This window comes from Thalassospira povalilytica (genome assembly GCF_002844235.1).
Classification (GTDB): Bacteria; Pseudomonadota; Alphaproteobacteria; order Rhodospirillales; family Thalassospiraceae; genus Thalassospira; species Thalassospira povalilytica.
Genome location: NZ_PGTS01000001.1, coordinates 450,869 through 463,257 on the forward strand (window position 1 = coordinate 450,869; position 12,389 = coordinate 463,257).

General features: G+C 51.5%; 11 protein-coding genes. 7 read left to right on the forward strand and 4 right to left on the reverse strand.

Features of this window, described 5'->3' with window-relative positions; translation table 11 throughout:
- Position 1: 1 nt before the first annotated feature.
- Positions 2 to 1,201 (reverse strand): glycosyltransferase family 4 protein, encoded by a 1,200-nt coding sequence (locus tag CU041_RS01920; protein WP_101245565.1) that lies wholly within the window; start codon positions 1,199 to 1,201, stop codon positions 2 to 4.
- 356 nt (positions 1,202 to 1,557) lie between these two features.
- Here CU041_RS01920 and CU041_RS01925 point away from each other — a divergent pair, with 356 nt between their 5' ends.
- Both CU041_RS01925 and CU041_RS01930 read left to right on the forward strand, forming a co-directional pair.
- A complete protein-coding gene (locus CU041_RS01925; protein ID WP_101245566.1) occupies positions 1,558 to 2,328 on the forward strand; it encodes a class I SAM-dependent methyltransferase in 771 nt (256 codons plus the stop codon).
- A gap of 3 nt (positions 2,329 to 2,331) precedes the next feature.
- On the forward strand, positions 2,332 to 3,186 hold the full coding sequence (locus CU041_RS01930; protein WP_101245567.1) for a glycosyltransferase family 2 protein: 855 nt from the start codon (positions 2,332 to 2,334) through the stop codon (positions 3,184 to 3,186).
- A gap of 21 nt (positions 3,187 to 3,207) precedes the next feature.
- Here CU041_RS01930 and pseC read toward each other — a convergent pair whose 3' ends face one another.
- On the reverse strand, positions 3,208 to 4,413 hold the full coding sequence (pseC, locus tag CU041_RS01935; protein ID WP_101245568.1) for a UDP-4-amino-4,6-dideoxy-N-acetyl-beta-L-altrosamine transaminase: 1,206 nt from the start codon (positions 4,411 to 4,413) through the stop codon (positions 3,208 to 3,210).
- The gene (gene galE, locus CU041_RS01940; protein WP_101245569.1) at positions 4,410 to 5,396 is read right to left on the reverse strand and encodes a UDP-glucose 4-epimerase GalE; all 987 of its coding nucleotides are present in this window, start codon (positions 5,394 to 5,396) and stop codon (positions 4,410 to 4,412) included. The genes pseC and galE overlap by 4 nt, the downstream gene beginning before the upstream one ends.
- Positions 5,397 to 5,868: 472 nt before the next feature.
- On the opposite strand from galE, the gene CU041_RS01945 reads away from it, so the two are divergent.
- Entirely contained in the window at positions 5,869 to 7,041 is a 1,173-nt protein-coding gene (locus CU041_RS01945; RefSeq protein WP_068518335.1) for an acetyl-CoA C-acetyltransferase, read from the forward strand.
- Between the two features lie 251 nt (positions 7,042 to 7,292).
- A complete protein-coding gene (gene phbB / locus CU041_RS01950; RefSeq protein WP_068518334.1) occupies positions 7,293 to 8,015 on the forward strand; it encodes an acetoacetyl-CoA reductase in 723 nt (240 codons plus the stop codon).
- Positions 8,016 to 8,084: 69 nt separating this feature from the next.
- Here phbB and CU041_RS01955 read toward each other — a convergent pair whose 3' ends face one another.
- Positions 8,085 to 8,678 (reverse strand): cysteine hydrolase family protein, encoded by a 594-nt coding sequence (locus CU041_RS01955; RefSeq protein ID WP_101245890.1) that lies wholly within the window; start codon positions 8,676 to 8,678, stop codon positions 8,085 to 8,087.
- Between the two features lie 115 nt (positions 8,679 to 8,793).
- Here CU041_RS01955 and CU041_RS01960 point away from each other — a divergent pair, with 115 nt between their 5' ends.
- From CU041_RS01960 to gmd, 3 genes are all read left to right on the forward strand, one after another.
- The gene (locus tag CU041_RS01960) at positions 8,794 to 9,726 is read left to right on the forward strand and encodes a LysR family transcriptional regulator (protein ID WP_101245891.1); all 933 of its coding nucleotides are present in this window, start codon (positions 8,794 to 8,796) and stop codon (positions 9,724 to 9,726) included.
- A gap of 97 nt (positions 9,727 to 9,823) precedes the next feature.
- Positions 9,824 to 11,266, forward strand: coding sequence for a mannose-1-phosphate guanylyltransferase/mannose-6-phosphate isomerase (locus CU041_RS01965; RefSeq protein WP_101245570.1), 1,443 nt, complete (start codon positions 9,824 to 9,826; stop codon positions 11,264 to 11,266).
- On the forward strand, positions 11,267 to 12,388 hold the full coding sequence (gmd, locus tag CU041_RS01970; protein ID WP_101245571.1) for a GDP-mannose 4,6-dehydratase: 1,122 nt from the start codon (positions 11,267 to 11,269) through the stop codon (positions 12,386 to 12,388).
- Position 12,389: the final 1 nt, after the last annotated feature.

A 12,389-nucleotide genomic window follows, 5' to 3' on the forward strand; every position in this document is an offset into this window, starting at 1 on the left:
GTTACTCACTTTGCTCGATAACGGGCGGTATGCCTTTGGCATTTATACTGTATGCCCGACTGGTTAGCAGGCGAAACATTTGTGTGTTGCAATGTTCGGGGTCGAATTGGGCTTGGAACTTTTGGCGTGTTTCATGTCCGATCTGCCGGCGAAGCTGATCGTCGTTATGCAGCTTGTTGAATGCATCCTGATAGCTTTCAGGCGCGCCCGAAGCCCAAACAATGGGAACTGCGTCGTATTCTGCTGGGGTGTGTCCGGCTTGGCGATTAAGAATAACCGGAAGACCAACCAGGCCTGCCTCGATAACCGTTTTCGGAACTTCCCGATACTCGGTATAGGCAACAAAGGCGTCGAACTTTCTCAGGCCATCTACAAGGTCGCTGTTTTCCTTGCGTGCAATCATTTCGACCCGATCGGCTATCTCGTTGTCTTTGACCCAGCTTTTTAAGTGAGGGCTTTCCGGGCCGTCACCGATGATTGTCAGTCTGGTGAATTTCGATTGCTTTACGGCATGGAGAATTGGCAGCACCGACTTTCCGGTTATCAATCGGCCGACTGTAACAAGATCAAGGGAACGACCTTCTGCATAGTCGGTCTTGATATGCTGCTTCTGGACGGCAACAGCGTTGTGGATCAAATGCACTTTGTTGCTGTACCGCTTCGCGATAGTTCCCAGGGCCGGGCTATAGACGGGCGCCAGAAAGTCTATGGTGGCATGGGTGTATTTGCGTACCAAACTTTCAAGCAAAGCGATCAGTCGCTGTTTGATCGTGGTTGCTGTACCTCTGGGGCTATGGCCGTGTGTGGTGTGAATGCTGGCGACACTGATACATTTAAAATGGCGTCCCAAAATTGCTGCGACCATACCTGCAAAGGTATCCCCATACGCACGAACCGCAAGATTTTCAGTATGCGAGAAATATGGTTTGAACCTGCCGTGTATATACCTTCCGACCATGCCCGGAATGAAAAGTGTACGTATCAGTCCGTCCAAGCGAAGCAGGGGGATGCAATGGTATTCCACTTTTGCCTCGCCACAGAGCTGAGCAAGTACATCGTCGGAAGGTGCATCTGACACCAGGCTCAGGATAACGATCCGGTCAAAGCCGTTCGCAGGATTGAAATAGCTTGGAGGTATTTCACCCTTGGTGGTCCAGTCTGAAATGCGTGCCGCTACAACGACAATTAATGTATTCGGCACAGGGTCCCGCCAAAGATGATTTTGCAAGTTGAAGCGTTCGGTTTTTTAGCCCGTTCGAGGCAACCTGAGCAAGAGGTTGTTAAACTGCGCAGAAATCGGGGCGATAAGTGAAGGCACATTGCCGTTATGTGCGTTCGCAAGATGCTGTTTGCGCAGCTGAATACGCGGATTTCGAGGACGGCTGGTACTAGCAACTGATTGACGTGTACGTAGCCGATATGGCACACACAAATGAAAAGGCAAATTTCGGCTACGCAATGAAGATGTTGCACAGATTGAACGGTAGTTTCCGCGAAAGTCTAGGAAGCAGATTGTAAACGAAATTTTTCTCGGTTTGGTTTTATTTGGATACTGGCATGCGTTCTCTTGTGTTGTCGTTAGTAGCTGTTCTTTCTTGGATCTACCGATTGGTGCCAAGCCGGATCAGGGGAGGGCTGATTTTTGGCCTGTTGATGCTGGAGTCACGTGTTGGAGCACCAGCCCAGTCTCTGCCGCGCCTCTACGCGATCAAGGATAACCTCGAAAGACTGCTGTCTGAGCGGGCAATGGCTTATGAGGGAGGAGAGCACCCCAAGCATCGCCTGATGCGCTATCACGACTTTTTCGTACAGAATATTTCATCTGACAGTACTGTTGTCGATATCGGATGTGGCAACGGTGCGGTTGCAAGATCCATTGCTGCCGGTGTATCGGGCAGTAAGGTGATCGGCGTGGAAATGGATCGGGCGCGCTTCAGTCAGGCACAGGCTTCAAACAACCCAGAAAACCTGCAATTCATCTTCGGTGACGCATTTCAAGTTTTACCAGACGTTCAGGCCGATACGGTTGTGCTTTCGAATGTTCTTGAACATATCGAAGACCGGCAACGTTTTCTGCGCCGGATTGTTGAAGTGCTTGCACCTTCCAAGCTGCTGATACGTGTTCCTGCATTCGAGCGTGAGTGGCACGTTCCGCTTCGAGAGGAATTGGGGATCACCTATTTTAATGACCGGACTCATTATATCGAACACACAGTGGCTGAGTTCGAGGAAGAGATGCGTAATGCGGACATCAAAATAAACAGTCTGGGCACGATATGGGGCGAGATTTGGTCAGTTTGCGAGCCATTGCAGGTCGGGGATCAGTAAGGCATGCAACCAACTGTCTCTGTCATCATACCTTGTTATAACGGGCATGCATTTCTCGAGCAGGCAATCCGCTCGGCGAAGGAGCAAACTGTAAAGCCCGTCGAGGTAATAGTGATCGATGATGGTTCAAACGATCCCGAGACCATCGAGTTTCTTGATCAGATGTCAGATGATGTCCGCCTCGTCAGACAGGAAAATCGCGGATTGCCTGGTGCACGAAACAGGGGGTTCCTCGAAGCAAAGGGGGACTATGTCCTGCCGCTGGACTGCGATGACTGGCTGGAACCCAACTTCATTGAAGTCGGATTGAAGCTGATCTCCGAAAATGATGACATTGACTATGCATTTTCCTGGCTTGCGTTAGAGGCAGAGTCTTCTGGAGTGTTGAAAAAACATTATAATTTCTTCGAACAGTTATTTCTCAATCAGCTGCCTTACTGCCTTCTTCAGCCCAAAAAACTCTGGCTTGAGCTGGGGGGCTATGACGAAATGATGCGCTCGGGCTATGAGGATTGGGAGTGGAATATCCGGTTGGGAAAGGCCGGATATCGGGGGGGCGTGATAGAAAAACCGCTTTTCCACTATCGCGTGCAGTCAACAGCCATGCTGGCAAGCATTTCTCGCCGCAAGCATGTTGATCTATGGATGTTCATTCGCGAGAAGCATTCCGACCTCTATTCTGGCAAGGCGCTTGTTGCCTTGTGGAGAGCTTGGCGCGACTGCCAGTCAACGCGGTCGCTTTCTCTCTATTTTGGCTGGGAGCTTCTTTATCGTCTTCTGCCGAAATCTGTCTTCCGGGGGTTGGTTGCAACCCTGTTTTCGCGATCCCATTCGGCACGTTTCAAGAAAAAGGCCTGATATCAGGCCTTTTCTGGTCATCTATTTGGCGATTTCTTTGATCGACGAAATGACAATATCGACATCCTCAAGTGTCATTGACGCGTAGATCGGCAATGACAGGCACGTTTTGTAAAACTGCTGTGCGCCGGGCAAGTCCAGCCGCGGCGAGATCTTGCGATAATAGGGCTGAAGATGAACCGGGATGTAATGAACCTGGGTGCCGATGCCTTTTTCCCTAAGGCGGTCCATAACATAATTGCGCCCCTGCCCGAAAAAGTCGTTGTCGAAATGCGCAATCATGAGATGCGGACATGGCAGGCAGTTTGCCGTTTGTCCGGATAGCCGAACACCGTTCGGCAAGTTCTGTTCAGCCTCAAAATAAGCAGCGCGCAGTTCGCGTCTTTTTTGTGCAAACTGTTCAAGTTTAAGAAGCTGACTGTTCCCCAGCGCACATTGAATGTCCGATGCACGGTAATTATATCCCGGCTCCGGCATTTCGTAATACCAGTTGCCCCACTTACCGGAGCGATCCATTCCCAGCGTTTCAGCGGTGAAGCTTTCAGGCGAACGCGTAATACCGTGATTGCGGAATAGTTCCAGCTTGTTTTTCAGGGCCTCGGAATTTGTGGTGACAGCACCACCTTCACCCATGGCAATTGTTTTCACCGGATGGAATGAAAATGCCGTCATGTCGGACCACCGGCAGTCGCCGGTCGTGAACTCCAGATCGGCACCATAGTTTGTGCCGATCGCATGACATGCATCTTCGACCACAAACATATTCTCGCGTTTTGCGACCGACGCGATGGCTTCCATGTCGCATGTTTGTCCGGCAAGTTGCACCGGCACAACTGCCTTCGGTTCGAGACCCGATTGTTTTGCGCGTGCAATTGCATCTTCCAGATGTTCAACGGTCATCAAACCGGTATCGGGATCGCAATCCGAGAAGACGACCTGTGCACCCGTAAATGTCATCGCATTGGCGGATGCGACAAAGGTGATTGCCGGTACAATAACCGCATCATTCGCGTTCAAGCCAAGCGCATAAGCCGCCATATGCAATGCCGCAGTCCCTGAATTGCAGGCGACAGCAAATCTTGCATTGGTTTGCTGCGCAAGTTGCATTTCGAATTGGTCCACAGCAGGCCCTGTGGTCAGGAAATCAGACTTCAGGACTTCGACGACGGCGTCAATGTCGGCCTGATCAATAAACTGGCGACCATATGGAAGAAATTTCTGTTTCATCTATCTGCCTGTTCCATGAACTTCCACGCGTGAGAAATGATGTCTTCAAGGTCTGTAAACTTGGGTTCCCAACCTAGCAGGTTTTTTGCTTTTTCGTTATGGGAGACCAAACGGTACGGATCCCCGGCGCGGCGCTCTTTGAAATTTATCTTTAGTCGACAATTTGTAATCTTTTCGCATAACTTTAGGACTTCGAGAACAGAAGAGCCTTCTTCACGGCCGATGTTGATTTGTTCAAATGCGGGGTCGGTTGCCTTCATTGCATATTGCAGGGCGGCGATATGGGCGTCGGCGAGATCGTCAACATGTACATAGTCCCGCACACACGTACCGTCCGGTGTAGGGTAGTCCGTTCCAAATACACTCATTGCCCGGCCATTGTTTTTCGCGGCCATCAGGCAAAGAGGGATCAGGTGGGTTTCTGGTTCGTGACGTTCACCAGCACGGCCAGCGGGATCCGCCCCCGCAGCATTGAAATATCTGAGCGCAAGAGCTCGAAAGCCGTGGATTTTACAATAATCGGCAAGTATCGTCTCAACGATTGCTTTTGACCTGCCGTAAGGATTAGTCGGGCAAACCGGCTCAGATTCATCGATCAGATATTTCTCTGAATTGCCATACACGGCAGCCGTCGACGAGAATACAATCTTTTTGCAATCATACTGTTGCATGGATGCAAAAAGAACCTGAGATCCCGTTACATTGACATCATAAAACAGGCCCGGGGACGACATCGACTGTCCAGCTTCAATCAGTCCGGCCAGATGAATGACGGCAAGCGGACTATGCGCTGCGAAAACGCTATCAAGTGCCTTTTTTTTGCGAATGTCACCCTGAATAAAAATGGCCTCATCGGGCACTGCATCAGGATGGCCATTCGTCAAGTTGTCAAAGACGACTGGCGTGTAACCTTTTTCCAAAAGCTTTAAACAGATATGGGAGCCAATAAAGCCCGCTCCACCTGTAACCAGAATTTTTTTCATTAAAACAAGAGAGCCTGTCTGCGGGAAATTGTTTCATTACGTATAATCAGTTTAGGCGATGTTCTGTCTATATCCACCTTAGACTGACGTACAGAGCAAATATAGAATTAGATAGGATAACTGGTGGCATGTGGCCTTTTAATTGCGAACCTGCTTTTGGACCGATGTAGTTTAATTTAAAGGAAGATCATGTACCAACACCGTGGGATTGTGACATTCGCTATTGCAATGCTTCGTCAGTGACACGCAATCAGAGATTCCAAGGCGCACAATGTCTGTCAACGATAGGTATTATGTTGTAGTCTGATCGCGCTCCGGGGCTTGGATCGGCGGGGCTGTCCGAAAGTGGTAGGCATCAATGCTTGGAAAATTGTTGCAGTGCGATAATATCGTCACAGGACCATGTCTGGGCAGAAATGAAAAATCGTTGCCCGGTCCAGGGAAACGTAATCAGGAATAATCGGAGGGTTTCATGACCGACGTCGTAATTGTGGGTGCAGCACGTACACCAATCGGCGCATTCAGTGGCACGCTGGCGAATACGCCGGCACATGATCTGGGTGCTGTTGCCATCAAGGCTGCACTGGAACGCGCGGGCGTTGAAGGGGACGCGGTGGATGAAGTCATCCTCGGCCAGGTTCTCACAGGTGGTCAGGGGCAGAACCCCGCCCGTCAGGCCGCCATCGGCGCGGGCATCTCGGATCGCGCAACCGCCTTTTTGATCAACCAGGTCTGTGGTTCGGGGCTGCGCACGGTGGCCCTTGCCGCCCAGCAGATCATGACCGGGGACGCCAATATCGTGGTTGCCGGTGGTCAGGAAAACATGTCGCTTTCTACCCATGTCGCACATCTGCGAGCCGGGCATAAAATGGGCGATGTCAAATTCATCGACAGCATGATCAAGGACGGCCTGTGGTGTGCTTTCAATGGCTATCACATGGGCAACACGGCTGAAAACATTGCCGCCAAATGGGGCATTTCGCGCGAAGAACAGGACGCCTTTGCTGCCGGTTCCCAGAACAAGGCCGAAGCCGCCCAGAAATCCGGCCGCTTCAATGATGAAATCGCCGCGGTAACCATCGCCAACCGCAAGGGCGATATCGTCTTTGATACCGATGAATATCCGCGCCATGGTGCGACTGCCGAAGGCATGGCCAAACTGCGCCCGGCCTTTGACAAGGAAGGCACGGTCACGGCCGGCAACGCATCGGGCATCAATGACGGGGCTGCTGCCCTTGTTGTGATGTCGGCAGCCGAAGCCGCCAAACGTGGCCTGACCCCGCTTGCAACGATCAAAAGCTGGGCGACGGCGGGTGTTGACCCGGCCATCATGGGATCGGGTCCGATCCCGGCCTCGAAAAAGGCCCTTGAAAAAGCCGGCTGGTCGGCCGCCGATCTTGACCTGATCGAAGCCAACGAAGCCTTTGCCGCCCAGGCAATTGCGGTCAATCGCGACATGGGCTGGGATACCGACAAGGTTAACGTCAATGGCGGTGCGATTGCGCTTGGCCATCCGATCGGGGCATCGGGCGCACGTGTCTTCACCACGCTGCTGTATGAAATGCAGAAACGCGACGCGAAAAAAGGTCTCGCGACGCTTTGCATCGGTGGCGGCATGGGAGTTGCGCTGTGCGTCGAGCGCTAACGCAAGTTTCTGACTGAATTTTCTGCTGCGCGGGGCGTCCTCTTGAATGGGGGAGGCCCCGTTTGCATTTCAGAAAGTCATGCTGCAGTGCGACGAAAGACTAAACCGACCGGCTGACATAGATCATGGAGAAGTAATAAAATTACATATATAAGGTACTTTATGGATTAAAGTTACGTGCGTCGTAGAAGGGCAAACTACGAGACTCGTTATGAAGACAGGCTTGATGAACGAAGTTTAGGGAGGCGACCATGACAAAAACAGCACTGGTAACCGGTGGAACGCGCGGTATCGGCAAGGCAATCAGCCTGGCGCTCAAGGATGCGGGCTATACCGTTGTTGCAAACTATGCTGGCAATGACGAGGCCGCAAAGGCCTTCAGCGATGAAACAGGCATTGCAACCTGCAAATGGAGCGTCGCGGATCCCGATGGCTGTGCGGCTGGCATCGCCAAGGTCGAGGCCGATATTGGCCCGATCGACATTCTGATCAACAATGCCGGCATCACCCGTGACGGTTTCATGCATAAAATGGAAACCGAACAATGGCATGCGGTGATCGAAACCAATCTCAGCTCGCTATTCTATATGACCAAACCGGTTCTTGAAGGCATGCGGGCTCGCGGCTTTGGCCGCATTGTCAATATTTCCTCGATCAACGGGCAAGCCGGCCAGTTCGGCCAGACCAACTATTCCGCGGCCAAGGCCGGTGTGCACGGCTTTACCAAGGCACTTGCCCAGGAAGTTGCGCGCAAGGGCATTACGGTCAACACCATCGCGCCGGGCTATATCAATACCGACATGGTGGCGGCTGTCCCGGAAAAGGTTCTCGAAGGTATCGTTGCCAAAATCCCGGTCGGCCGACTGGGCGAAGCCGACGAAATCGCCCAGGCGATCCTCTATCTTTGCGGCCCGAATTCCGGCTTCATCACCGGTTCCTGCCTGTCGATCAATGGCGGTCAGCACATGTTCTGATCCCGCCTGCGCCGGACCAAAAAACAACGCCCCGCAGACACATTTGCGGGGCGTTTTGTCTATCCGGGATCAGGCAGCCAATACATCCCTGGTCGAGACAATCTTGGCAAAGGTATCACCCAGCATGGTCAGTTCGTGACGATGCAGGTCAGCGGCCGGAATTGCCTTGCCGCTGATCGCATCGGGCAGATCGCGCGTGGTGGTGGCATCCGATACCACCGTGACCCCGTATCCCTTTTCATCGGCGACCCGGGCGGTGGTTGATACACAAACATGTGTCATGAAGCCCGTGATCACCACCTGCTTGAAACCGCCCTGTTGCAACAGTTCGTCAAGTCCGGTGCCGCCAAACGAACTTGGTACCGATTTGGTCAGGACCGCCTCACCCTCCTTGGGGGCAACCTCGGCCATGATTGCGGCATAGGGGCCGCTTGGATCAAACAGGCCGGTTGCGCGATGCTGAATATGGATAACGGTCCCGCCCTGTGCCCGCCAATGGCTCAGAAGTTTCTGAATATTGGCCAGTGCGGGCTCAAGACCCGACAGTTGCAGTTTGCCGCTGCGGTATTCTTCCTGCGCATCAATCACGATCAGGGCGGCATCATCGGGTGTTCCGGTCACAAGACTTGCCCCGGCAAGATCAAAAATGGTTTTCGCAGTCATTTTCGGCATCCTTTGTTTGTTTCGCTGATGCCCCATCATGTCTCTGCGAAATTGCATTATCCATCGGCAATAATTCGATTATAATCTGCAAAAATGCAGATTAGTGGAATGTATGATGTCACTTGATTGGGAAGGATTACGGACCTTTGCCCATGTTTGTCAGGCCGGGAATATGAGTGCCGCTGCCCGTGAACTCGGGGTGAACCAGACGACGGTGGCGCGCCGCATTGCCCGGCTGGAAGAATGGGTGGGCTATGCCATTTTGCACCGCGATGGTCGTGCGCTGGCACCAACCGCCCGTGCGCAGGTTCTGTTGCAAACAGCCCAACACATGCAGGACACGGTATCGGATTTGCTGACACGCGATCCGGTTTCCGAACAGGCTGACGGGGCTGTTGGCGGCATTGTGCGCCTGACCGGGGTTGATGCGATTTTACAAGATTGCGTCGCCCCGCATATCGCCGATCTGCATCAACGCTTTCCGAAAATTGCTTTGGAACTGATCGGGGCCAACCGCAATCTCAGTCTGCCACAACGTGAAACCGATATCGCCATCCGCCTGGCCCGACCCGATAGCGGGGCGTTTCATATCCGCAAGCTCGGCCATCTTGAATATGGCATCTATTGCAATCCGAACGGATTGCCGGCAACCGCGATGGATCCGCAAACCCTGCCATGGATTGACCTTGACGAATTCTTTGCCGACAAGCCCGAACAAAAATGGCTGGCCGATCATTTCCCCGACCGGACGGTCATCGGCTATGCCAATCGCGGATCGATCATGGTTTCAATGATGACGGGGCATGCCTGTTGCGCCCTTTTGCCCCGATGCGTCGGGGATCGCATCGACTTTCTCAGATGCCTTGATACCTATCACCCGACCGGCCGCGAAGTCTGGCTTCTAACCCATCAGGAAAAACGCCATCTGCCCCATGTCCGCGCCGTCATCGACTGGCTGACCCGCATCCTGCTTGACGGGGATTTTATTAACGTTGGAAACACCGAGAGGCAGAGAAGTAAGATTGAGTTTCCTGGCGCGACAATTTGATTGTTGTTTGAAGCGATACAGATGTTGGAAGGCTGTATCAAAGTGTTCTATAAACTCTTGAACTTCATTTGACTGCCTCCGTAGGAAATTCATCTAAATGCAAAAAGATGCTGTGATCAAACCAGTAATTATGTGTGGTGGTTCCGGTACCAGACTTTGGCCTCTTTCGCGGAAAGCATTTCCAAAGCAGTTTATTCCTCTGTATCAAGGAAAGTCTCTTTTTGAATTGACCGTTGAGCGTGTGTCAAATCTCGGAGACGTTCTGGCGGTCAGTGGCGATGAGTATAGATTCTTCGTACAGGAAGCAGCAGATAAGCTGGGCGTAGAACTCCCCCAATTGCTTGAGCCTGCCGGACGGGATACTGCGCCAGCTATGGCTCTGGCAGCATTTTTTGATGGTGAAGCTGATGATTTGATCCTGTTCTGCCCGGCGGATCATTTTATACCTGATGCTTTACGGTTTCAGACGATGGTTCAAGAGGCTCAAAAGCTGGCGGACGAAGGCTGGATTGTTACCTTCGGAGTGCAGCCTGGTCTGCCGAGTACAGCATACGGCTATATTGAATTAGGCGAAAAGATTTCTGGAGAGGCAAGGAAGTCGCTTCGCTTCCATGAAAAACCCGACAGCAAAACGGCACTTGAATTTCTGTCGTCGGGTAAGTTTCTCTGGAACTCTGGAATTTTCTTGATCAAAAGGTCGGTATTGCTCAATGCGTTGAATGAGTTTGAGCCCGACATTTTTAACGCCTGTCAATCTGCAATGGCCGATGTAGTTCAGGACGGTTCTTTTTGGCGTCCCGGAGACAGTTTTGCTAGTGCGCCAAAGAAAAGCATAGATTACGCGGTGATGGAGCATGCAAAAAATATTGCGGTATTCCCGTTTAATGGTGTTTGGAGTGACGTCGGCAGTTGGAACGCAATGTTTGCACTAAGTGAGATGGATGATAATGGTTGCGGAAAGATTGGTGTCGCTGAAAATATTCACTCCATCAATTCGGAAAACACGCTTGTCCATGCCTCGGAGCGTCGTTTTGTTGTAACGATTGGGACGAGGGACCTTGTCATAGTTGATACACCAGACGCCCTGATGGTCAGCGCGCTTGATCAGGTTGAGAATGTTAAGCAAGCAGTTGCCGAGTTGGAAGTTGCCAATCGTACGGAAGCATCAGAGCATAGAAGAGTGGCTCGTCCGTGGGGTGCTTATGACAGCATTGATCATAGTGACCGTTTTCAGGTCAAGCGGATTACCGTCAAGCCGGGTGCCCGGCTCTCGTTACAAAGGCACCGACATAGGGCAGAACACTGGGTCGTGGTAAAGGGTACAGCACTTGTGACCCGAGATAATGAGACGTTCTTGCTCAAAGAAAACGAGTCAACCTATATTCCCCTTGGTGCCGTGCATCGTATGGAAAATCCGGGAAAAACACCTCTGGAACTAATTGAAGTTCAGTCAGGTAGCTATCTGGGAGAGGATGATATCGAGCGTTTTGACGATGAATATGGACGCACCACAAAAAATCGCGAATTGGGACAGGGATAAATGACCAAACGGGCGTTAATAACCGGCATTACTGGCCAGGATGGTAGCTATCTGGCTGAGTTCCTGCTTGAGAAGGGATACGAAGTCCACGGTATCAAGAGGCGAAGCAGCTCCCTCAATACAGATCGTATTGATCATCTGTATCAAGATCCTCATGAGGATAATCGCAAGCTGGTGCTTCACTATGGTGATTTGGCAGACAGTAGCAATCTGACGCGAATTATCAATGATGTGAAGCCTGACGAAGTCTATAATCTGGGTGCGCAAAGCCATGTAGCTGTCAGCTTTGAGGCCGCAGAATACACCGCTGACATTGATGCTTTGGGAACTTTGAGACTTCTTGAAGCGATCCGTTTTCTTGGGCTGGAAAAGAAAACCCGTTTTTATCAGGCGTCAACGAGTGAACTGTATGGCTTGGTACAGGAAGTTCCTCAGAAGGAAACAACACCCTTTTACCCTCGCAGCCCTTATGCCGTCGCCAAGTTGTATGCTTACTGGATTTCTGTAAATTACAGAGAAGCTTATGGCATGTATGCCTGTAACGGAATTTTGTTTAACCACGAAAGTCCGCGCAGGGGAGAAACATTTGTCACACGCAAGATAACCCGCGCTTTGGCAAATATTTCTCAAGGCTTGGAAAGCTGCCTGTATCTTGGAAATTTGGATGCTCTCAGAGATTGGGGGCATGCCAAGGACTATGTTCGAATGCAATGGCTTATGTTGCAACAGGAAGAAGCTCGTGACTACGTTATTGCAACTGGACGTCAGGCGTCAGTCCGTGAGTTTGTGAATATTGCTGCAAAGGAGCTAGGTATAACCTTGCGCTTCGAAGGTGAGGGAGTTGCTGAGAGAGGGATTGTAGAAGCACTTGATACAAACATTTCTTCAGCGATCAAGGTGGGAGATGAAATCGTGCGGGTTGACCCGCGTTATTTCCGTCCAGCCGAAGTGGAGACACTGCTTGGTGATCCCTCAAGGGCAAAGAATGAGCTGGGATGGGAACCTGAGATAAGCATGGAAGATATGGTTCGCGAGATGGTTGCTCATGACCTCAAGAAAGCCCGGCAACTCCGCGTTTTGAAAGAGAATGGGTTTGATGTTGCAGTTAACGCATCGCAGTGAT

Bases quoted from the DNA above. Each gene is read 5' to 3' on its own strand.
- CU041_RS01955 (WP_101245890.1), bottom strand. From the start codon at position 8,678: ATGACTGCGAAAACCATTTTTGATCTTGCCGGGGCAAGTCTTGTGACC.
- CU041_RS01925 (WP_101245566.1), top strand. From the start codon at position 1,558: ATGCGTTCTCTTGTGTTGTCGTTAGTAGCTGTTCTTTCTTGGATCTAC.
- CU041_RS01945 (WP_068518335.1), top strand. From the start codon at position 5,869: ATGACCGACGTCGTAATTGTGGGTGCAGCACGTACACCAATCGGCGCA.
- CU041_RS01965 (WP_101245570.1), top strand. From the start codon at position 9,824: ATGCAAAAAGATGCTGTGATCAAACCAGTAATTATGTGTGGTGGTTCC.
- galE (WP_101245569.1), bottom strand. From the start codon at position 5,396: ATGAAAAAAATTCTGGTTACAGGTGGAGCGGGCTTTATTGGCTCCCAT.
- CU041_RS01960 (WP_101245891.1), top strand. From the start codon at position 8,794: ATGTCACTTGATTGGGAAGGATTACGGACCTTTGCCCATGTTTGTCAG.
- pseC (WP_101245568.1), bottom strand. From the start codon at position 4,413: ATGAAACAGAAATTTCTTCCATATGGTCGCCAGTTTATTGATCAGGCC.
- gmd (WP_101245571.1), top strand. From the start codon at position 11,267: ATGACCAAACGGGCGTTAATAACCGGCATTACTGGCCAGGATGGTAGC.
- CU041_RS01930 (WP_101245567.1), top strand. From the start codon at position 2,332: ATGCAACCAACTGTCTCTGTCATCATACCTTGTTATAACGGGCATGCA.
- phbB (WP_068518334.1), top strand. From the start codon at position 7,293: ATGACAAAAACAGCACTGGTAACCGGTGGAACGCGCGGTATCGGCAAG.